The 19,439-nt window shown below is 66.8% G+C and carries 21 protein-coding genes; 16 read left to right on the top strand and 5 right to left on the bottom strand.

The genetic code is table 11. From position 1 onward, the window contains the following. The first annotated feature begins 12 nt into the window (after positions 1-12). Both IM632_RS01885 and IM632_RS01880 read left to right on the top strand, forming a co-directional pair. Positions 13-324, top strand: coding sequence for a hypothetical protein (locus IM632_RS01885; protein ID WP_293519959.1), 312 nt, complete (start codon positions 13-15; stop codon positions 322-324). Beyond that, positions 324-1,148, top strand: a complete 825-nt coding sequence (locus IM632_RS01880; protein ID WP_296497362.1) for an SDR family NAD(P)-dependent oxidoreductase — start codon at positions 324-326, stop codon at positions 1,146-1,148. Before IM632_RS01885 ends, IM632_RS01880 begins: the two co-directional genes overlap by 1 nt. Before the next feature lie 124 nt (positions 1,149-1,272). On the opposite strand, the gene IM632_RS01875 is transcribed toward IM632_RS01880, so the two are convergent. Next, complete coding sequence (locus tag IM632_RS01875) at positions 1,273-1,446, bottom strand: hypothetical protein (RefSeq protein ID WP_293524137.1); 174 nt, start codon at positions 1,444-1,446, stop codon at positions 1,273-1,275. 261 nt (positions 1,447-1,707) lie between these two features. Here IM632_RS01875 and IM632_RS01870 point away from each other — a divergent pair, with 261 nt between their 5' ends. From IM632_RS01870 to IM632_RS01840, 7 genes are read left to right on the top strand one after another with little or no spacing between them, the layout of a single operon-like run. Next, entirely contained in the window at positions 1,708-2,592 is an 885-nt protein-coding gene (locus IM632_RS01870; protein WP_296497364.1) for a polysaccharide deacetylase family protein, read from the top strand. Then, positions 2,589-3,218, top strand: coding sequence for a glutathione S-transferase family protein (locus IM632_RS01865; RefSeq protein WP_296497367.1), 630 nt, complete (start codon positions 2,589-2,591; stop codon positions 3,216-3,218). The genes IM632_RS01870 and IM632_RS01865 overlap by 4 nt, the downstream gene beginning before the upstream one ends. Before the next feature lie 50 nt (positions 3,219-3,268). Further along, positions 3,269-4,057 carry a CoA ester lyase gene (locus IM632_RS01860; protein ID WP_296497368.1) on the top strand — a complete coding sequence of 263 codons (789 nt, stop codon included), beginning with the start codon at positions 3,269-3,271 and terminating at the stop codon, positions 4,055-4,057. After that, positions 4,058-4,579 (top strand): MaoC family dehydratase, encoded by a 522-nt coding sequence (locus IM632_RS01855; RefSeq protein WP_293519952.1) that lies wholly within the window; start codon positions 4,058-4,060, stop codon positions 4,577-4,579. Position 4,580: 1 nt separating this feature from the next. After that, positions 4,581-5,774 (top strand): acyl-CoA dehydrogenase family protein, encoded by a 1,194-nt coding sequence (locus tag IM632_RS01850; protein ID WP_293519951.1) that lies wholly within the window; start codon positions 4,581-4,583, stop codon positions 5,772-5,774. Then, positions 5,774-6,913: a CoA transferase gene (locus IM632_RS01845; RefSeq protein ID WP_296497372.1), complete on the top strand. Its 1,140-nt coding sequence runs from the start codon at positions 5,774-5,776 to the stop codon at positions 6,911-6,913. Before IM632_RS01850 ends, IM632_RS01845 begins: the two co-directional genes overlap by 1 nt. Continuing rightward, the gene (locus IM632_RS01840; RefSeq protein WP_296523136.1) at positions 6,910-8,070 is read left to right on the top strand and encodes a CoA transferase; all 1,161 of its coding nucleotides are present in this window, start codon (positions 6,910-6,912) and stop codon (positions 8,068-8,070) included. The genes IM632_RS01845 and IM632_RS01840 overlap by 4 nt, the downstream gene beginning before the upstream one ends. Before the next feature lie 82 nt (positions 8,071-8,152). Here the strand turns inward: IM632_RS01840 and IM632_RS01835 are convergent, their stop codons facing one another. Together IM632_RS01835 and IM632_RS01830 are read right to left on the bottom strand one after the other, a co-directional pair. Then, positions 8,153-8,866 carry a GntR family transcriptional regulator gene (locus tag IM632_RS01835; protein ID WP_296504108.1) on the bottom strand — a complete coding sequence of 238 codons (714 nt, stop codon included), beginning with the start codon at positions 8,864-8,866 and terminating at the stop codon, positions 8,153-8,155. 8 nt (positions 8,867-8,874) lie between these two features. Further along, a complete protein-coding gene (locus IM632_RS01830) occupies positions 8,875-10,125 on the bottom strand; it encodes an acetyl-CoA hydrolase/transferase C-terminal domain-containing protein (protein WP_296504107.1) in 1,251 nt (416 codons plus the stop codon). Positions 10,126-10,180: 55 nt separating this feature from the next. Between IM632_RS01830 and IM632_RS01825 the strand changes: the two genes are divergently transcribed. From IM632_RS01825 to IM632_RS01805, 5 genes are all read left to right on the top strand, one after another. Continuing rightward, positions 10,181-11,530 (top strand): MmgE/PrpD family protein, encoded by a 1,350-nt coding sequence (locus IM632_RS01825; protein WP_296497380.1) that lies wholly within the window; start codon positions 10,181-10,183, stop codon positions 11,528-11,530. Continuing rightward, positions 11,527-12,894: an MmgE/PrpD family protein gene (locus tag IM632_RS01820; protein WP_296497383.1), complete on the top strand. Its 1,368-nt coding sequence runs from the start codon at positions 11,527-11,529 to the stop codon at positions 12,892-12,894. The genes IM632_RS01825 and IM632_RS01820 overlap by 4 nt, the downstream gene beginning before the upstream one ends. Then, the gene (locus IM632_RS01815) at positions 12,891-14,288 is read left to right on the top strand and encodes an AMP-binding protein (protein ID WP_296497386.1); all 1,398 of its coding nucleotides are present in this window, start codon (positions 12,891-12,893) and stop codon (positions 14,286-14,288) included. The genes IM632_RS01820 and IM632_RS01815 overlap by 4 nt, the downstream gene beginning before the upstream one ends. Then, positions 14,288-15,622, top strand: a complete 1,335-nt coding sequence (locus IM632_RS01810; protein ID WP_296551958.1) for an amidase — start codon at positions 14,288-14,290, stop codon at positions 15,620-15,622. Before IM632_RS01815 ends, IM632_RS01810 begins: the two co-directional genes overlap by 1 nt. Before the next feature lie 87 nt (positions 15,623-15,709). Beyond that, a protein-coding gene (locus tag IM632_RS01805) for an IS630 family transposase (RefSeq protein ID WP_296497390.1) occupies positions 15,710-16,658 on the top strand; the annotation gives its coding sequence in 2 pieces (ribosomal slippage) (positions 15,710-16,050 and positions 16,049-16,658; 951 coding nt in all). 12 nt (positions 16,659-16,670) lie between these two features. Here the strand turns inward: IM632_RS01805 and IM632_RS01800 are convergent. Then, the gene (locus IM632_RS01800; protein WP_296497393.1) at positions 16,671-17,450 is read right to left on the bottom strand and encodes an enoyl-CoA hydratase-related protein; all 780 of its coding nucleotides are present in this window, start codon (positions 17,448-17,450) and stop codon (positions 16,671-16,673) included. A gap of 139 nt (positions 17,451-17,589) precedes the next feature. Between IM632_RS01800 and IM632_RS01795 the strand changes: the two genes are divergently transcribed. Then, a complete protein-coding gene (locus tag IM632_RS01795) occupies positions 17,590-18,036 on the top strand; it encodes a DUF3598 family protein (RefSeq protein ID WP_296518102.1) in 447 nt (148 codons plus the stop codon). 17 nt (positions 18,037-18,053) lie between these two features. Next, the gene (locus tag IM632_RS01790; protein ID WP_296497399.1) at positions 18,054-18,479 is read left to right on the top strand and encodes a hypothetical protein; all 426 of its coding nucleotides are present in this window, start codon (positions 18,054-18,056) and stop codon (positions 18,477-18,479) included. On the opposite strand, the gene IM632_RS01785 is transcribed toward IM632_RS01790, so the two are convergent. Further along, positions 18,476-19,426, bottom strand: a complete 951-nt coding sequence (locus IM632_RS01785; RefSeq protein ID WP_296497402.1) for a chromophore lyase CpcT/CpeT — start codon at positions 19,424-19,426, stop codon at positions 18,476-18,478. The two genes, IM632_RS01790 and IM632_RS01785, sit on opposite strands and share 4 nt — an antisense overlap. Positions 19,427-19,439: the final 13 nt, after the last annotated feature.

The raw sequence follows: 19,439 nt of genomic DNA, 5'->3' as shown, positions 1-19,439 counted from the left end.
AGGATGATGCACATGCCCGCCACCCGAATCTTAGCCCTTTTCAACCTGAAGACCGGCCAGAATCCGGCGGCCTATGAAGCGTGGGCCAAGGCGACCGACATTCCTGCGGTCAGGGCCATGGCGTCTGTCGACGACTTTCAGGTCCACAAGGTCGAAGGTCTGCTCGGCTCCGACGTCGCCCCGCCATATGGCTACATCGAAACCATTGATGTCCGTGATATGGATCAATTCTTCGCCGAGATTTCCACTCCGCAGGCGCAGAAGATCGCAGGTGAGTTCCAGTCGATGGTCGACGTGACCTTCCTCGTGACCAAGAGTCTCTGATGGGGCGCTTCGATGGCAAGGTGGCGGTCGTCACCGGATCAGGCCGCCGCAAGGGTCTGGGCGAGGCGATCGCCAAGACGTTGGCGATGGAAGGCGCGCGGGTGGTCATCTCTGACATCGGCGCTTCAAGGGATGCGGCCACGCCGGGCGGTATGATTGGCGCGACCGGAGAGATGGCGGCGATCGCAGCCGAGCTGCCGGGCGCCTCGACCTGTGTTTGCGACGTGCGCGATCCGAACCAGGTGCGGGCTCTCGCGGCCCATGCGGTCGAGACGCACGGCGGGCTCGACATCTGGGTCAATAACGCCGGCATCGGTTACATCATGAAGCCCCTGATGGATGTGACGCCCGACGACTGGCGCGCCGTGATCGACGTCAATCTGTCTGGCTGCTTCTACGGCATCCAGGCGGCTGCGGAGGTGATGATCAGACAGGGCCGTGGTGGACGGATCGTCAATATCGCCTCCCAGGCCGCCAAGTCCGGCTTTCCCCACGCCCAGGCCTATACCGCCTCCAAGCACGGCCTCGTCGGTCTGACGCGGTCGGCGGCAATTGAACTGGGCCCGCACGGGATCACGCTGAACAACGTCTGCCCCAACCACGTCACCACGGGTCTGGGGGCTTGGCAGAACGAGTACTTCTCCAGGGTCGTGGGGGCTGCCTCGGTCGACGACTACCTGCAGGCCATGGCCAATCGCATTCCCATGCGCCGCCCTGGCCTGCCGCAGGACACAGCGGACGCTGTCGCCTTCCTATGCTCGGACGCGGCCAAATACATCACTGCCGAAAGCCTGAACGTCTCCGGCGGAGAAGAGCCCCACTGAACGGCCAGAATGGTTTGGCTTCCCCGAGGAACGCCGCCGACGCAATCTCGATTCCGAAGACATGGGCCAGGCCGCGTCCGATGGCGATCTCGCGCTTCAGCGCGGCTTCCTCCCGGGGGTTGGGTCACTTGGCGAGGCGACGAAAGCGCGTGGTCCACGCCCGCATGATGAAGCGCAGGCCAAGCCCAATGACCAGCATCAAGCCATAGACGGTGATCTTCGCCGGGTACCACAGCGTGCCTTCACCGACAGCCAGCGGACCGTGGTCCAGAAGGGAGGCGACCCCGACGATCAGCAAGGCCGGAATGAGGATTTATCGCAGTGTCTCATCGATCTTTGTGAGACGGAAACCCAGATCCGTTTCGCGCTGGAAGAAGGCGGACCAGGTCAGGCTTAGCAAGGCGATGAAGACCCCCCCACTCCCCCCAACAAGTAGACCATGGCCAGAATGTGCAGCCGGCGCAGGACCTCAATTTCGCCGATGATCATCGCGTACCCTTCCCCCGAAAACGAATAAAGTTGTATCAATCGATCATAAGATCCTCCGCAAGAGTTTTCGATGCCCGCACCCTCCGACTTCATCTGGCCCGGTGGCCATCGCCTGGCCCTGTCCATTGTCGTCAATGTCGAGGAGGGAGCGGAGCAGAATATCCGCGACGGCGACAAGGGGCCCGAGCCCGTTGATGAGTTGTCTGCCGTGCCCAAGCGGCCGATGCGGATGCACGGAAACGAGTCCAACTATCAGTACGGCATAAAGGCGGGGGCGCCACGCATCCTGAAGCTGCTGGACGACCACAAGATCGAGGCGACCTGGACGGCGGCCGCTCTGGCGCTGGAGCGAGCTCCGGAGCTTGCGGCAAGGATCGCCGAGCGGGGCGACGAGGTCTGCTGCCATGGCTGGCGCTGGGCGCACCAGTTCTGGATGGACGAGGAGAAGGAGCGCGACTTCATCCGGAAGGGCTGGCAGTCCATCGAGCGCACGATCGGCAAGCGTCCGATCGGGTGGCTCAGCCGCTATTTGCACACCGATGCGACCCGGAGATTGCTGGCCGAGGAGGGGTTCTCCTATCACATGGACGACTACTCCGACGACTTTCCGTTCTGGGACGTGGTCGAGACTTCAGAGGGCGCTAAACCCATCGTCATTGTGCCCTATGCGCTTGACTCCAATGACATGAAGTTCTGGCTGGCCCCGGCGCTGACGGCGCGGGACTGGCTACAGTACGCCACCGACACCTTCGATCAGTTGCACGCCGAGGCCATGGAAGGAGAGACCAGGATGATGAGCCTGGGGCTCCACCTTAGGATCATCGGCCGACCCGGTCGGATCGGCGCATTCCGAGGCTTCCTGGAGCACGTAGCAGGGAAGCCTGGGGTCTGGATCGCCAGCCGCGCAAGGATCGCCAAGGCCTTCGCCGCCGCCGTTCCGCCGCCCGTCGCATGATTGACCTCTGGTCCGTCCCGACGGCGAACGGTCAGAAGGTCCACATCGTGTTGGACGAGGCCGGGCTGGCCTGGCGCGCGACCATGGTCGACCTCACAAACGGCGAGCACCAGACGCCGGAGTTCCTCGCGCTGAACCCCTTCGGAAAGGCCCCGGTGATGCGGGACTCAGAAGGACCGGGCGGGCGGCCTTTGGTGCTGGCCGAGACGCTCGCCATCGCCTGGTACGCGGCCGAGAAGGGCGCAAACGGCTTGATCTCCGACGACCCGGCCGCGCGCGCCGAGCAGATGATGTGGGCCGCCGCCATCTCATCCTCGGTCGCCATGCCCTTCGCCATGCAGTTCTTCGCCACTCACCTGGCTCCCAAGCCCGACCCCTGGCTCATCGAGACGATGACCAGTGGCGCGCGCCGCTCACTCGACGTGTTCGAGGCGCTTCTGGCGGAGCGGGCTTGGGTTTGCGGTCCGACTTTCAGCATCGTCGATTGCCTGCTGTTCCCGGTCGTTGCAACCTCGGCGAAGCGGCTGGACGGCTGGCTGGACGGCTACCCGTCGCTCAGGCGGTGGCATGACGAGGTAGCCAGACGCCCAGCCGTCCAAAGAGGCATGGCGGTCGGGACGGATTGACCTCCGCGCCTGGCTCCGACAGAATGTCCGGACATTTGATCCGAGGCGTCATGGCCTATCGCTCTCTCCTATTCGTACCCGGTTCGCGACCCGACCGCTTCGACAAGGCGGCCAATGCGGGGGCCGACGCCGTGTGCATCGACTTGGAAGACGCCGTGACGCCTGACGGCAAGGACGCGGCGCGCGAGGTGGCAGTCGCGGCCCTGGATGGCCTGTTCGGGCTGCGGATCAACGCGGTCGGCACGGCTGAGGGCGAGGCGGACCGGGACGCGCTCGCGGCCGTAAAGCCGGTCTTCGTCATGATTCCTAAGGTAGCCTCTGCCGCCGATGTCGCCGCCGTACGGGTCAAGACCGACGCCCCCCTGTGGCCCATCGTAGAGAGCGCCGGCGGTCTGCACGCCGCCTGGGAGATCGCCGGTGCGCCGGGCGTCGTCGGCGTCCTGTTCGGCGGGGCAGATTATGCCGCCGACCTGGGTTGCACCATGGAGTGGGAGCCGCTGTTCCATGCGCGGAGCGTACTCGCCGCCGCCTGCGCGCGGGCGGGAGTCGAGCTCCTGGACGTGCCCCACCTCGACATCGCCGACGAGGTGGACCTCTCGGCCTCGACTCGACGGATCAAGGCCATGGGCTTCACGGGCCGCGCCTGCATCCACCCCTCGCAGATCTGCCCAGTTCACGCCGTCTTCACACCGACCGAGGTCGAAATCGCCCGCGCGCGCCGGATACTGGAGGCCTTCAAGGCGGCCGGCGGCGGCGCCGCCCTGCTGGACGGCAAGCTGATCGAAAAACCCGTGATCCGCGCCGCGATGCGCACGCTCGAACACGTCGGAGGTGCCTAAATGGTGCAGAAGTTCAAGGAAGTCGGCCCCCAACGCTATCGGGAGACCTTTGGTCGCTATTTCGAGGATTTTGTCGTCGGTGACGTCTATGAGCACCGTCCCGGCAAGACGGTGACGGAGTACGACAACCACCTGTTCACGCTGCTGACAATGAACACCCACCCGATGCACTTCGACGCCGAGTTCGCCAAGTCCTCGGAGTTCGGACGGAACATCGTGGTCAGCCCCTACACCCTGGCGCTGCTGATCGGCATGAGCGTGACGGACTGCAGCCAGAAGGCCATCGCGAACCTGGGCATGGATGAGGTCAAGTTCACAGCTCCCGTCTTCGCAGGAGACACCATCTACAGCGAGAGCGAGGTCCTGGCCAAACGCGAGAGCAAGTCGCGGCCGGGCCAGGGCATCGTTACCATCCGCACCATCGGCCTGAACCAGGACGGGGTGAGAGTCTGCACCTTCGTGCGCAACATGCTGATCCCGGCGCGCGGCAACGCGGTCGAGGATCGCGCCGGGAACTACTGACATGAACGCCCATAGTTCGATCATCACCGACGCTGACGAACGCGCCTTCCTGGACGCCATAGACAAGTGGATCGAAAAGAAGGTCCGCCCCGTCGCCATGGAGCTCGAGCACGGCGACATCTGGCCTGCCGATCTGGTGGACGACATGGCCGAGCTGGGCCTGTTCGGAGCCATAATCGATCCGGAGTACGGAGGCCTCGGCCTTTCGGCGACGACTTACTCGCGCATCGTCATGCGTATCGCCGAGGAGTGGATGAGCCTGACGGGCATCTTCAACTCCCACCTGATGATGGCCACCGTCGTTCAGCGCTTCGGCACCCGGAAGCAGAAGGACTACTGGCTGCCTCGATTTGTCACCGGCGAGATGCGCGGCGGCCTCGGCCTGACCGAGCCGGACGCGGGCACCGACCTTCAGGCCATCCGTACCGTCGCTGCGCGCGACGGCTCGGACTACGTCGTGACCGGGACCAAGACCTGGATCTCCAACGCTATCATGGGCCACTGCTGCGCCCTGTTGGTGAAGACCGACCCGGAGGCCCAGCCGCGCCACAAGGGCATGTCGATGCTGATCGTGTCCAAGATCGACCCGGAGACCAAGGCGCCGCTGCCGGGCGTCTCGAACGGAAAGAAGCTGGAGAAGCTTGGCTACAAGGGCATCGACTCCGGTGAGTTCATCTTCGACGGCTATCGCTGTGACGCCGAGCTGAGCCTCGTCGGCGGCGAGGAGGGCAAGGGCTTCGCCATGGCGACCGGCGGGCTGGAGATCGGCCGCGTGAACATCGCCGCCCGCTCGGTCGGCATCGCCAAGCGGGCGCTGCGCGAGAGCGTCGCCTACGCCCAGACCCGCAAGACCATGGGCAAGCCTATTGCCGAGCATCAGGCCATCCAGCTGAAGCTCGGCGACATGGCCGCCCGCACGCGCGCGGCTGAGCTGCTGGTCGAGGACGCCGCCCGCGCCTTCGACGCCGGCGGTCGCGTCGACATGGAGGCCGGCATGGCAAAGTACTTCGCCTCCGAGACCGCCGTCGACGTCGCCACCGAGGCGATGCGCATCCACGGCGGTTACGGCTACTCCAAGGAATACGTGATCGAACGCCTGTACCGCGATGCCCCCCTGATGTGTATCGGTGAGGGCACCAATGAGATGCAGCGTATCATCATCGCCAAGCAGCTGGTGGCGAGGAACAAGATCTGATGCGCCCCCTCGAAGGCGTCCGCGTCCTCGCGGTCGAGCAGTACGGGGCAGGCCCCTACGGCACCATGCTGATGGCCGAGCTGGGGGCGGAGGTCATCAAGATCGAGGCTCCCTCCATGGGCGGGGACGTCAGTCGCCAGACCGGGCCCTACTTTCTCGGCGATCAGGACAGCCAGTTCTTTCAGACTTTCTCGCGCTCAAAGTCCTCGGTGGCGCTGGAGATCAAGACTCCGCAGGGCCGTGCCGACTTCGAGCGGCTGGTGCGTTCGGCGGACGCCGTCGTCAACAACCTGCGTGGCGATCAGCCGGCGAAGATGCGCATCGATTATCCAGCGCTAAAGGACACCAAGCCATCCATCGTCTGCGCCCACCTCTCGGCCTATGGGCGGGGCAACAGCCGCGAGGCCTGGCCCGGCTATGATTACCTGATGCAGGCCGAGGCCGGGTTCATGAGCCTTACCGGAGAGCCCGATGCTCCGCCGACACGGTTCGGACTGTCGATGGTCGACTTCATGACGGGGACGATGTGGGCCATGGCCACGGTCAGCGCCATTCTGAAGGCGCGCGAGACCGGCGTCGGCTGTGACGTGGATGTCAGCCTGTTTGACGTGGCGCTGCATCAGCTCAGCTACCCCGCCGTGTGGGCCATGAACGAGGGCCACGACGTCGGTCGCCTGCCGAGGGGCGCCCATCCCTCGATCGCGCCTTCGCAGCTGGTGAAGACCCTGGACGGTTGGGGGCTTCTGATGTGCCAGACGCCGAAGTTCTGGGCCCGCTTCTGCGAGCTGGCGGGCGCGCCGCACCTGATGGCAGACCCGCGCTTCGCCGACATCCCGTCGCGTCGGGCCAATCTGGCGGCCCTTAGCGAGGCGGTAGATGCGGTCACCTCGATCCGAACGACGGACGCGTGGCTGGGTCTGTTCGGCGGCGATGTTCCGTTCGCACCGGTTCGCGACGTGCCCGAGGCCTTGTCCAATCCTTTCGTCACCGAGGTCGGTATGCGGGACGTGGTTGAGCACCCTGACCGCGACGGTGGGCTGCACATGCTGGCGAGCCCGGTCAAGATCGATGGCAGGCGCGCGCCGGGCGTGCGGGCTCCCAAGCTGGGCGAGCAGACTGCCAGGGTGCTGGGCGAATGAAGCTCGAAGGGGTCAAGGTCCTCGACCTCAGCCTGTTCCTTCCGGGACCAATGCTGACAATGATGATGGCCGACCACGGGGCCGAGGTGATCAAGATTGAGCCGGCCGGAGAGGGCGAGCCCACCCGTCACGTCGGTTACCGCAAGGGTGGGGAGAGCGTCTGGTTCAGGAACACTCATCGCGGCAAGCGCTCCATCCAACTGAGCCTTAAGGACCCGGCGGATCATGCCATCTTCATGGCGCTCGCAGCCGAAGCCGACGTCGTGGTCGAGAGCTTCAGGCCCGGCGTCGCCTTGCGGCTGGGAGTCGACTACGATGCCGTGCGGGCGGTCAATCCCGGCGTGGTCTACTGCGCGATTTCGGCCTTCGGGCAGGACGGACTTTATCGGGATCGCCCTGCACATGACGTGGCGGTCCAGGCGCTGGCAGGCGTGGTGTCATTGAATGAGGGACAGGACGGTCTGCCCGCCATGCCCGGCATGCCGGTGGCCGATGCGCTCGGGTCGCTGACAGCGCTTTCGGGCGTCCTGATGGCGCTGTTGCGCAAGCGAGAGACCGGGCAAGGCGACTATCTGGATGTGGCCATGTTTGACAGCGTCATGGCCTGGACCCCGAATGTCACGGGCCGGATCTTCGCGACCGGGCAGGCCCACGTCGTCAAGGACGAACGGTCCTGGGGCGGCAATGCCATGTACGGCCTCTACCGCACCGCCGACCAATGCTGGCTCGCGCTGGGTGGGGCCGAGGTGAAGTTTGCTCGCAACCTGCTGACGCCGCTCGGCCGCGAGGATCTGGTCCGGTGCGCCGAGCTGCCGCCGGGGCCGGGGCAGGAGCCGTTGCGAGTCTTCCTTCGTGAGACGTTCGCGAGCCGAACGTTGGCGGAGTGGCAGACCTGGTTCGCCGACAAGGACGTTTGCTGGGCGCCGGTCCGGACGCTGAAGGATGCCTTCGACGATCCGGCGCTGGTCGAACGGGAGATGCTGGCGCGGGACGCGAACGGCAACGAAATCGTCGGCACGCCCATCCGCTTTCGCGAAGAGCCTGCGGTGATAGACCCAAAGGCGCCGTCGCTGGACGAACACGGTGCGGATATCCGGGCGCGGCTTGGATGCTCTGCCGTTGGGGGACGGGGACTGCGAGATAGTGGAGGGCGGTAGCCACGAATGGCGGCATGTGCGGCTGGGACCCTCCGTGTGGTCGCCCCGAGCTCAGATCCGCCTCTAGGAAGGGGAGGGACCTCTATCCCTCCCGCCGGTATGTCATCGCATAGACGAACCGCCCCCCAGGATGGACGGAGTCCGACGCCAGGATCAGGGTATCGTCCTCGGCGAAGTAGCGACGAAGCGTCCGCAGTGCGGCCCCACCCGTCTCGGCCTTAAGGGTCCTGGCGTCCACTGCGGACAGCAACTCCGCCGTGATCTCCTGCTCGATCCGGCCTGCCGACACCCCGAACCGATCGTCAAGCAAGGCATACACAGAGCGACCTTCGCCCAGATCACCCGCAACGCTGGTGAACGGCTGGGGTACATAGATCCGCGACAGGGCCAGTGGCGGCGACTCCGCGATGCGCAGCCCGTCGATCACCAGCCAGTCTCGTGACAGGTCCCCACCGATCCGCGCCGCTTCCTCGGACGTCAGCGGACGTTCGACCTGGGTCAGCACCGTCAGCCGGGCGGTCTGGGCATACTGCATCAAATCCTCGACCCCACCCAGCGGCTGGACATAGGCCTGAGGGCTGGAGGCGGCGATCACAGTGGTGCCCGCCCCCCGTCGCCGTGCGATCAGCCCGGCCTCCCTCAGCAGGCGGATGGCGTCGCGAGCGGTGTGGCGCGACACCCCGTGGGTCTGGGCAAGCTCCAGTTCGGGCGGCAGCTGAGACCCGACGGGGAAGTCGCCGCGAGCAATGGCGGCGCGCAGGGTCTCGGCGAGCTGACGATAACGGGGGGACGCCATGGTTTCCCCTACATCGCCCGTCGCATCGCGGACCAGGCCTCGGCCAATCGATCGCGGTGCGAGGGTGCTGCGACGTCGATCAGAGCTGCAGCCCGCGCATCGATCGACAAACCGCGCAGATCGGCGACGCCGTGCTCCGTCACGATCACGACCGGATCGCCTCGACCGACGCTGGGCGGACACGACAGGCGCGGCACGATCCGGCTGAGCGCATCGCCCTTGGCTGAGGCTGGCAGGGCGACGACCGGCACCCCGCCGTCGGACGCCCAGGCCCCGCGAAGGAAGTCGATCAAACCACCGCCCCCCGACACCTGCCGTCCATCCATCCACTCGGCGTTCACCTGCCCGAACAGATCGATCTCGATCGCCGAGTTAACGGCGATGAAGCGCGGGATGGCCGCGAGCGTCGAGATCGCGTGCGTCTCGCCCACTGAACGGAAGCGAACACGCGGATCGGTCGCGACGCGGGCGTAGAGGTCGGCCGAACCGAGCGCGACTCCGGTCGTCACCCCCTCCACGGCGTCGCGATCCAGCAATGCGATCAGCGGCTCGGTCACCATGCCGGAGTGGATCGACAGGCCCCGGTGATCGGCCAGCGCTACCAGCGTTGCCATGCCGATCTTGCCGAGGCCGGTCTGGACGGTCGCACCCTCGGGGACCAAGGCCCCAACCCGCGCGGCGATGGCGGCGCTGACCGGATCGATCGTGCCCGCGCAATAGCCCGGCAGGGGCGTGTCGACCTGCACCACGACATCGAAGGTGTCCAGCGGGACGGTCGGCCCGTCACACACGGCCGGCATGGCCGCATGGATCAGGCCTATCCGCAGTCGGGTTCGGTCGAACACGGCCGGGCTGAAGTCGGCCGCGACACCGAGACTGCAACGACCGTCCGCGCCCGCTGGAGCAATGGTGAAGACTCCGGCGTCGAACGGGCGCCCCGATAGCCGTCTCCAGACCTGGGTGTAGGTCATGGGCGAGAAGGTCAGCTGACCCGCCCTGAAGCTGTCGCGCCATTCGGGCGCCAGAAAGATGGCCTCGGCCCGTGCAAGGGCATGCAACCCGGCCCAGTCCGTGCGATTGACCCCCGGTATCCATACGCCTTCGAACGTCAGCCTCGCCGCCGCTTCGGGCTGCCGCGCCAGGGCCTCCGCCAACGCCAGCGGCTCGCCCGCGCAGCCCTGGACGAAGACACGGCCGCCGTTTGGCAAGGTCGACTTGAGGGCGCCGATAGCAGCGTCTATCGTCTCGGAATACGGCATGGGTCGAGGATGGCTCCGGCTTGACCGGCGAGGGTCGGGGACGCGATAACACCATATGTCCGGACATTTGTCCTCCATCGCCGAACGACTGTCGGTTCTGCTGGCGAGGCCGGTCTCGCCGGATGATCGCGCGCGGGCCCGATTGCACCTGCTCGACTGGGTCGGCTGTACCGTGGCGGGAGCACGGGAGTCCGACGCGGAGCGGGTCCGGGGTTTGGCTCAGGCAGAGGGCACGGGCGCCTGCAGCATCATCGGCGGCGCTCGCGCTGGGCCCCAGGCGGCGGCGCTCGCCAACGGTCCAGCCGGAGCGATCCTGGAGATGGACGACGTCGATCGCCGCGCCCTGCTGCACCCTGGCCCCGTGGTCATGCCCGCCGCCCTGGCGCTGGCCGAGCATCTCGGAGTGACGAGCGGCGATGCGCTGTTAGACGCGGTCGTTCGCGGCTATGAGGTCATGATCCGCATCGGCCGGGCAGCCGGGGCCTCGCACTATCGCTTCTTCCATCCGACCGGCACCGTCGGTGGATTCGGTGCGGCGGCGGCTGGTGCGAGCCTCATGGGACTGGATGACGAACGGACCGCCTGGGCGCTCGGATTAGCCGGCCAGCAGGGCGCCGGGCTTTGGCGGGCGCGGCATGAACCTGGGTCGGTCAAGGCGCTTCACGACGGACGGGCTGCGGCGAACGGCGTGGCTTCGGCTCTGCTGGCGCGCGACGGTTTCCGCGGGCCGCTCAGGGTGCTGGAAGGCGAGCAGGGCTTCTTCCCGGCCATGGCCCCTGACGCGGACCCCGAGGCCGTACTGATTCCCGCCCACAGCTGGTTCATGCACGAAGTAAGCTTCAAGCCCCACGCCGCCTGCCGTCACGCCCACCCCACCATCGACGCCGCCCTTGCTCTGCGCGCGCGGATCGCCGGGCTGCCGGACACCGTGCGGGTCGAGACCTACCGCGATAGCGTCCTCTTCTGCGACAAGCCTGCGCCGACGACTGCCCCGGAGGCCAAGTTCTCGCTCCAGCACAGCGTCGCCGTCGCCCTGATCCGCGGCGACGCGGGCCTTGACAGCTTCGAACCCGCCGCCCTGGCCGATCCGGAGATCGCGGCGATGCGCGCCCGCGTCTCGGTCGCCGTGGCCGACGACCTGACCGCCACCTATCCGGCCCGCTTCGGCGCGCGTTTGATCGCCACGGCAGGCGCCGTAGACCACCGGATCGAAACGCTTGACGCACTCGGCGATCCCGAGAACCCCCTGTCGCCCGGTGCAGTTTGCGACAAGGCCCGCGCCCTGTTGGCCTGGGGAGGCATGAACCCGGATGCGGCCGAGCGCCTGATCGCCGCCGTCCAGGGGCTGGGCGTCAGGACCACGGTTGCGGACCTTTCGGCCGCCCTGCCGGGGCGCGACGCATGACCCTGTCTCGCACGCTGGGCGAGCGCGTCCTGGCCCTAACCTGGGCGGACATCGACCCTGCTGCGCGAGCGGCGGCGAAGACCTTCCTGCACGATACCCTTTGCGTCGGTGCCGCCGGAGCCCACGCACCGCTTGCCGACAACGTGCTCGCCGCCGCCAGGCGTTGGGGCGAGGGCTCGGCCTGCGGCGTGCTCGGCCGGCCCGATGTGCGATTGCCCCAGCCCTCGGCCGCCTTCGTCAACGCCTTCCAGATCCACGCCCAGGAGTTCGACTGCGTCCATGAGCCGGCCGTCGTTCACCCCATGGCGACTGTTGGCGCCGTGATCCTGTCCGAGGCCGACCGCGCCGCCTCCGAGGGCAAACCCGTCACCGGCGAAGGCCTGCTGACAGCCCTTGTCGCCGGGGTCGAGGTCGCCGCCTCCCTGGGGCTCGCTGCCAGCACGCCGCTCAAGTTCTTCCGCCCGGCGACGGCGGGAGTCTTTGGCTGCATCGCCGCCCTGATCTCGCTGCGCCGTCTGCCGGTGAATCAGGGTGTCTCCGCCTTCGGCTATGCCCTCGCTTTCGCCTCGGGCACAATGCAGGCCCACGCCGAGGGCAAGCCAGCGCTGCCAATCCAGATCGCCAACGCCGCCCGCGCCGCCGTAATGGCGGTTGATCTGGCTGAAGCTGGACTGCCAGGCCCAGAGGCTTCGCTGGAAGGGCCGTTCGGCTACCTTACCCTGTTTGAGACGGCACACGACGCCGCACCCCTGACCCACCCCGCCCCCGGCTTCCGCATCGCCGAGGTAAGCTGGAAGCCCTTCCCGACCGGCCGCGCGGCCCACGGAGGCATTGTCGCCCTTCAGACCCTTATGGCGGATCACGGACTGACTTCGAAGGATGTGGCGGAGATCGTTTATCGTGCGCCGCCCCTCATCCACCGCCTCGTCGGGCGTCGCCCCGGCGCCGGCATGGTTCCAGCCTGGGCGCGGCTTTGCCTGCCGTGGCTTGGAGCCATAGTTCTCGCCCGAGGCACCGTGGGTCTCGCTGACTTCACGCCGGAGCGGCTGTCCGATCCGGCGCTTCTCCAGCTTGCGGACCGCATCCGCGTCGAGGTCGATGATAACCCCGACCCCGCCGCCTTCACGCCGGCGACCCTTACTGTCAACACGACCGATGGTCGCTTGTTCCGACACACGATCACGGCTCAGTTGGGTTCGCCCGAACAACCCTTGACCCGCGAGCAGCACCTGGCCAAGCAGGCGACCTGCCTCGACTTCGGGGGCCTCGGTTCTAATGCGGCCGCGCTCGCCGACGCCATCGACCGGTTCGAGGCCCTGCCTGACGCCGCTTCGATCCTCTCTCTCCTCGGAGCCCGCCGATGACCGACACCCACCGCAACTACTGGGACGAGATCGATTTCGCCGCCATTGCTCGTGACCACCCCATCGGGGATGCCTTCACCAGGCTGGTGACCTCCATCAGCCGCGACGAGCTGCGCGCCCGACAAGAGACGCTGTTCGCCCGCTGCGTCGCTCGCGCGTGGAAGACCGCCTTCTATCGTCGTCTGTGGGGCGCCGCCGGCATCGCCGAGGGCGACATCAAGAGCCTCGACGACCTGCCGAGCCTGCCCAGCTTCGACAAGTCCGACATCATGAAGTCGCTGGAAATCGCGCCGCCGTTCGGCGACTTCGCCGGCTTCGACAGCTACCCCGCCGCCAAACGCCCGCCCGTCATCTTCCACACCACCTCGGGCACCACCGGAAAGCCACAGGTCCTGCTGTTCGGGCCCAAGAGCCGTGAGCTCCAGAACCTGCTTCTGGCCCGCCTCTATCGTTGGCAGGGACTGCGCCCGGGCGACGTCGTCCACTCGGTCTACGGCCACGGCATGATCAACGGCGGCCATTATGTGCGCGAGGCCGTGACCCACTGGACCAGCGCCGTCTTCATGTCGGCGGGCACGGGAGTCGAGACCCGTTCGGCCCAACAGGTCGAGCTGATGAAGACCTTCGGGGCCACGGCCATCTTTGGCTTCGCGGATTACATCAAGCGGCTGGCCGAGGTGGCGCGCGAGGCTGGACTGCGTCCCGGCGTCGACATTCCCGTGCGGATGATCTCGGGCCACATGGGGCGCGAGGACAAGCAGGCCCTGTCCGAAGCCTGGGGCGGGGCCGAATGCTTCGACTGGTATGGCGTCGGCGACACCGGCTGCATCGCGGGCGAGGGCCCTGACCGCGACGGCCTCTACGTCATGGAAGACGCCCAGTACCTGGAGGTCTGCGACATCGACACAGGCAAGCCTGTGGCCGACGGCTCGCCCGGCGACATGGTCGTGACCTGCCTCTACAAGGATGATCTTTACCCGATCATCCGCTTCAACACCCACGACGTGACCGAAGTCATCACCCGGCCGTCGTCCATCGGCGCCAGCTTCCGGCGCATCGAGGGGTTCCTGGGCCGCTCCGACAACATGGTGAAGGTGCGTGGCATCAACATCTTCCCCCAGGCCATCGGCCCCATGCTGGACGAGGCTCCGGAGTTCGCGGGCGAGTTCGTCTGCAAGACTCGCCGAGACGCCGCCGGGCGGGATACGTTCGTGGTGGTAGCCGAGGCCTCGGCTTCGGGAGACCCTGCCCTTGCCGGCCGCCTCGGCGAGATCCTGAAGCGCAAGATCGGCATTGAAGTCGAAGTCGAAGTGGTGGGCCGTGGTGAGACCGCCGCCTTAACCCAGGTGGAGGTCCGTCAGAAGCCCATCCGCCTGATTGACGAGCGGTTCTGATGACCGGCTCGTTCGAGCCCGAGGTCGCGGCCGGGGTTTGCGGGCTCGCCGCCGCCTATGGCGAGGGCTCCGCAAGGCCTACCGCGGTGCTTGAGACCTATCTGGCCCGGATCGAGCAGGCGAACCCGGCGATTCACGCCTTTGTCGATCTGGACATCGAGGGCGCACGCGACGCGGCGAAAGCGTCTTCCCATCGCTGGGCCTCGGGCCTGGCTTTGTCGCCGCTGGACGGCTGCCTCGTTGGAGTAAAGGCCAATATCGCCGTCGCCGGATTGCCCTGGACAGCCGGCATCGGGGCCTATCGCGACCGCGTCGCCGACCGTGATGCGGCCTGCGTGGCGCGCCTTCGGGCCGCCGGCGCGATCATCCTCGGCACGCTGAACATGGAGGAGGGGGCGCTCGGCGCCGTCACAGATAATCCGTGGTTCGGCCGGACTCAGAACCCCTGGCGCGCAGGCTACACGGCCGGCGGATCGTCAGGCGGTTCGGCCGCGGCGGTGGCGGCGGGCTTATGTGCGGTGGCGCTGGGCACCGACACTATGGGCTCGGTGCGCATTCCTTCCGCCTACTGCGGCGTGTTCGGGATCAAGCCTCGTTACGCCGCCATATCGGAGGAGGGGGTCATGCCCCTGTCGCCCAGCCTCGACCACGTCGGTGTCCACGCCAGGTCGGCGGGGGACTGCGCTGCGGTGCTCGCCGAGATCGCCGTGCCGGATCCCGCCTCGCCGAACGCCCCGCTCGCGGTGCTTGACGTCACCGACCGCGCGTCCCTGCCCGACGATGTCCGCGCCGCCTTCGTCGCCCTGGTCGCCGCCGCCGAAGCCCAAGGCGTGCTCGAAGGGTCCGTGCCGCTCGATATCGATCTCGGCCGCCTGCGACGCCGGGGCCTCCTGATCTCCGAGGCCGAGGGCTTCGCAGAGCACGCCGCTATGCTCCAGGCCCGCCCCGACGGCTTCTCCGAGACCTTCGCCAGCATGCTCCGCTGGGGTGCGGCCCAGCCCCCGGCAAAGCTCGCTGAGGCCCGCGCCGAGATCGCGGCGATGAAGGAGCGTGTGGAGGTCCTGATTGGCGACCGCCTCGGCTTTCTATGCCCCACTACCGGCGCCCCGGCCTTCCCGTTCGGTGATCCCGTTCCGGCGGACCAGGCCGACATTACCTGCCTCGCCAACGTCGCGGGACTACCCGCCGTGGCGTTTCCGATGGGCCTGTCAAGAGACGGTCTGCCCCTGTCTGCCCAGATCATTGGTCGCGACAGCCAGGCGATCCTCGGGTTGGCCGAGCGGTTGGCGGTGACGCTACCACCGCTCTCCCTTTTGGGCGAAAGAACAAGCTAGAGCAAAGTCCGGTCTGATGGAATCGATAGGGATTCACGAGGCGTGCGGATCGTGATTCAAGATGCTGGCTGGGGGAGGCCAGCATGAATGGCGAGACCGTATTCGGATGATCTTCGGCAGCGAGCCGTGGCGGCGGTGGATGGCGGGCTGAGCCGACATCAGGCGGCGAAGCGGTTCAGCGTGGGTGTGAGCAGTGTGATCCGCTGGGTGCAGGCCCATCGTCGGACAGGCAGCGTGTCGCCCAAGCCGGTCGGCGGCAGCCGGGGTTGCCGGATCGAGGGCGCGAACCGGGACTGGCTACTGGCGCGGATCGCGGCGAAGCCGGACCTGACGCTGGAGGAAATGCGCCGGGAGCTTCTCGCTGAGCGGGGCCTGTCAGCGAGCTATGGCGCGGTCTGGCGGTTCTGTGACCGCGAGCGGCTGAGCTTCAAAAAAAACCCTGCACGCCGCTCAGCAAGACAGGCCTGACGTCGCCGAAGCCCGGGCGCTCTGGCGTGAACAGCAGCCGACGCTCGATGTGAAGCGCCTGGTGTTCATCGACGAGACCTGGGCCAAGGACAATATGATCCGGCTTCGGGGCCGCGCCCCGCGAGGCTGTCGGCTCATGGACAAGATCCCGCTCGCGCGCTGGGAGACCACCACCTTCGTCGCGGCGCTCCGCTGCGATGGTCTTACGGCGCCCATGGTGCTGGAGGGGCCGATCAACGGCGAGTGGTTCCTGGCCTATGTCGAGCAGGTGCTCTGCCCGACGCTCAAGCCAGGCGACGTCGTGGTGGTCGACAACCTCGGCTCGCACCGCAACCCGAGGATCCGGCTGGCCATAGAAGCCTGCGGCGCCAGCCTGGTATTCCTGCCGAAATACTCGCCAGACCTGAACCCCATCGAGATGGCCTTCTCAAAACTCAAGGCCCTCCTGCGCAAGGCCGCCGAACGATCCACCGAAGCCCTCTGGAACCGCATAGGCCTCATCATCGACGGCTTCACACCCGACGAATGCGCCAACTACTTCACGGCTGCAGGCTACGGTGCAAAGTGAACGGATTCCGCTCTAGCGAAACGGAAACTCCGGCTTCCGCTTGCTCAGAAATGCATTCCGCCCCTCGCTGAAGTCCTCGCCCTCGACCGCTTCAATCAGCCACCGCGCGGTCTCGTCCGTGTCCCTTGTCTCCCCGTCGGCGATCAGGCCGACGATGGCCTTTGCCCTGCGCGCGGTCCACTGGCTCGCCGCCGCGATCTGGGCGGTCTTCTCGGCCACCGCTGCCTCCAGTGCCTCCGGCGCATGCAGTGCATCGACGAGCCCGATCACGAGGGCCTCTTCCGCCGCGATCATCCGCCCGGTAAACAATATGTCCTTTGCCCGGGACAGGCCTACGGCCTGCACCAGTCTGCGTGTATCCGGCAGCGAATAGACCAGCCCCAGCTTGGCCGGGGTCAGGGCCATCCATGCGTCGGCGGCCGCGATCCGCAGATCACACGCCAGCGCCAACCCCAGTCCGCCACCGACGCAGGCCCCCTCGATCATGGCGATCGTCGGCTTCTCGAACGCCGCCAGCGCCGCCATTGCCTTGCCGACCCGGTCGAAATAGTCGCGGGTTCTGTCCGGGGTCGCATAAACGGTCTCGAACTCGCCAATGTCGGCCCCCGCCGCGAAGGTCCCGCCAGCACCCCGCACCACCAGGACCTTGGCCGCCCGATCGGCCGCCACCTCCGCCAGCAGGCCGGGCAAGGTGCTCCACATTGCAAGCGTCAGGGCGTTCTTCTTCCTGGACCGGTTCAGGGTCAGGGTTGCCACATCGCCCGAGACCTCGACCTTCAGAGCATGATCCATAAGCCCGTCCACATCCTGTTGAGCGCCTGATTTACAGCCATTCGACCGACTACGCGCATTGGGGGTTTCAAGCCCAAATGATCTAAGTCTATATCACTTTCCAGGGGCGGATCGCACCGCCCGAGCGAGGGAGACGACGATGAGGGGTATCCGCGAAGGCATGCCGGTCCTGGCCCGCCACGCCGGCGAATGGGAAGGCGAATACATCCACGTCGATCCCGACAACAACGTCATCGATCGTCACCGATCGCATCTCCAGTGCAAGTTCCCTGACGACGGCCCCCATGCCTACTATCAGATCAACACCTACATCTGGGACGACGGCAGGAGGGAAGAGATTCACTTCCCCGCCACCTATCGCGACAATCAGATCTGGTGGGACACCGACCGCATCGATGGCCGCGCCTGGGAAATCGACTCGCGGACCGTGTGTCTCACCTGGACGCGCAAGGACATGCCGGGCGCCTATCTCTATGAGATGATCCAGCTGTCCGCGGATGGCAACGACCGCGCCCGAACCTGGCACTGGTTCGAGAACGACAAGCTGTTCAAGCGGACCTGCATCACCGAGCGCCGAGTGAAGTGAACCCCCTGCATGAGCATATGCCCGCGCTGGTCAGCCACGCGGGGGTGTGGGAGGGGACCTATCGGACGGTGACGACCGATGGCGTTGAGGTCGATTGTCATGCCTCGCGCATCGAGGTCTCTTTCCCTGACGACGGCCCCTATGCTTATGTGCAGAAGAACCGGTTCACTTGGCCCGATGGCCGGTTGGTGGAGGCCGAGCATCCGGGCGTCTATCGCGACGGTCGGCTGTGGTGGGACACCGGATTGATCCGGGGACATGCCTGGCAGGGCGACGACCGAACCTGCATCCTGACGTGGGAGCGGACCGACACGCCCGGAGCCCATCTCTATGAGCTGATCGTGCTGGCTCCGAATGGACGGACTCGCGCGCGGACGTGGCACTGGTTCCGGGATGGTGAATGCTATCAGCGGACGCTGATCGACGAGGTAAAGGTCGCCTAGCGCGAACAGCTGCCTTGCAGCGTCCGCAGATTGATCCCGATCCGCGTCGCGTCGGGGTTTGCCCAGGCATAGCTGATCGCGGGCGCGCCTCTCTGGTCGTGGACATACAGCGTCAGGGCGTCGGCGTTCTGTCCCGTCGGCCAGCGCACGTTCCGCATGCCGAAGCCAAACGAGCGGGGCGTGGTCTCGTCGGTGGTGATCCAGACCTCGCCGCCCTGGTCGTGGATGGTCAGGTCCCGGGCGAAGAACCAGCCCTCCTGCGGAGCTTGCCTCGGCACAGCTATCCAGCAGGTAAAGGCCGTGGCGCGGCGGTATTGGACCGGGGCGTCGGGCTCGTCCGGCGTGACGTCGCGGCCCTCAGTGTCCCGCACGGTCTCGGTCATCCAGAGCTGGTCCTCTGACAGGACGATCTCCGCCCCGATGGCCAGGGTCGTCCCGGCGTTGGTGCGCACGCTGCATGCGCCGTCTTCGATCCATCCGATGAACTGATCGGCGCTGCGCCGCCACAGGGTCTCGCAGCCCGGATTGCGCCGCAGGGTCGCCGGCGTGAGGCTGGCCAGGTTGGCATCGGGCGCAAGACGGTCGCCGGGCGGCGTGAAGGAATCCATCCGGATCGCCCGCTGGTCCGCGTCAACCGCGAGCGCATAGAACCTCTGCCGCCCCAGATCGGTGGGGTCATTGTTCCGGTATTCGTCGAGCTTCAGCACGAGCGGCCCAAGGCCAGGGGCCTCCACCCGGCGGATCGTGACATGGCGGCGAGTCGGCGGGGCGTCGGCAGGAAAGCCGAGCTCCTCGGCGAACCCGACCTGCTCTGCGTTGTCCCAGTCCCCCTGAAACATCTCGACCAGAGCGCGCAGGTCGCGTTCCAGCGGCCCCGCCGCCAGCGGCGCAGGCGGCGCGGACTGGGTCAGAACCGGGCCCGCCGCGAGGGCGAGCCCGGTCATCATGACCGCAAGGGCC

The sequence above is a fragment of the Phenylobacterium sp. genome (assembly GCF_020402505.1).
In the GTDB taxonomy this organism is placed as follows: domain Bacteria; phylum Pseudomonadota; class Alphaproteobacteria; order Caulobacterales; family Caulobacteraceae; genus Phenylobacterium.
This window is presented reverse-complemented; position numbering and strand designations above follow the sequence as displayed.

Coding starts and splice junctions, on each gene's coding strand:
- IM632_RS01835 (WP_296504108.1), bottom strand. CDS start 8,866: ATGGCGTCCCCCCGTTATCGTCAGCTCGCCGAGACCCTGCGCGCCGCC.
- IM632_RS01865 (WP_296497367.1), top strand. CDS start 2,589: ATGATTGACCTCTGGTCCGTCCCGACGGCGAACGGTCAGAAGGTCCAC.
- IM632_RS01845 (WP_296497372.1), top strand. CDS start 5,774: ATGCGCCCCCTCGAAGGCGTCCGCGTCCTCGCGGTCGAGCAGTACGGG.
- IM632_RS01885 (WP_293519959.1), top strand. CDS start 13: ATGCCCGCCACCCGAATCTTAGCCCTTTTCAACCTGAAGACCGGCCAG.
- IM632_RS01820 (WP_296497383.1), top strand. CDS start 11,527: ATGACCCTGTCTCGCACGCTGGGCGAGCGCGTCCTGGCCCTAACCTGG.
- IM632_RS01790 (WP_296497399.1), top strand. CDS start 18,054: ATGCCCGCGCTGGTCAGCCACGCGGGGGTGTGGGAGGGGACCTATCGG.
- IM632_RS01870 (WP_296497364.1), top strand. CDS start 1,708: ATGCCCGCACCCTCCGACTTCATCTGGCCCGGTGGCCATCGCCTGGCC.
- IM632_RS01860 (WP_296497368.1), top strand. CDS start 3,269: ATGGCCTATCGCTCTCTCCTATTCGTACCCGGTTCGCGACCCGACCGC.
- IM632_RS01785 (WP_296497402.1), bottom strand. CDS start 19,426: ATGATGACCGGGCTCGCCCTCGCGGCGGGCCCGGTTCTGACCCAGTCC.
- IM632_RS01815 (WP_296497386.1), top strand. CDS start 12,891: ATGACCGACACCCACCGCAACTACTGGGACGAGATCGATTTCGCCGCC.
- IM632_RS01855 (WP_293519952.1), top strand. CDS start 4,058: ATGGTGCAGAAGTTCAAGGAAGTCGGCCCCCAACGCTATCGGGAGACC.
- IM632_RS01795 (WP_296518102.1), top strand. CDS start 17,590: ATGAGGGGTATCCGCGAAGGCATGCCGGTCCTGGCCCGCCACGCCGGC.
- IM632_RS01840 (WP_296523136.1), top strand. CDS start 6,910: ATGAAGCTCGAAGGGGTCAAGGTCCTCGACCTCAGCCTGTTCCTTCCG.
- IM632_RS01800 (WP_296497393.1), bottom strand. CDS start 17,450: ATGGATCATGCTCTGAAGGTCGAGGTCTCGGGCGATGTGGCAACCCTG.
- IM632_RS01880 (WP_296497362.1), top strand. CDS start 324: ATGGGGCGCTTCGATGGCAAGGTGGCGGTCGTCACCGGATCAGGCCGC.
- IM632_RS01850 (WP_293519951.1), top strand. CDS start 4,581: ATGAACGCCCATAGTTCGATCATCACCGACGCTGACGAACGCGCCTTC.
- IM632_RS01830 (WP_296504107.1), bottom strand. CDS start 10,125: ATGCCGTATTCCGAGACGATAGACGCTGCTATCGGCGCCCTCAAGTCG.
- IM632_RS01810 (WP_296551958.1), top strand. CDS start 14,288: ATGACCGGCTCGTTCGAGCCCGAGGTCGCGGCCGGGGTTTGCGGGCTC.
- IM632_RS01825 (WP_296497380.1), top strand. CDS start 10,181: ATGTCCGGACATTTGTCCTCCATCGCCGAACGACTGTCGGTTCTGCTG.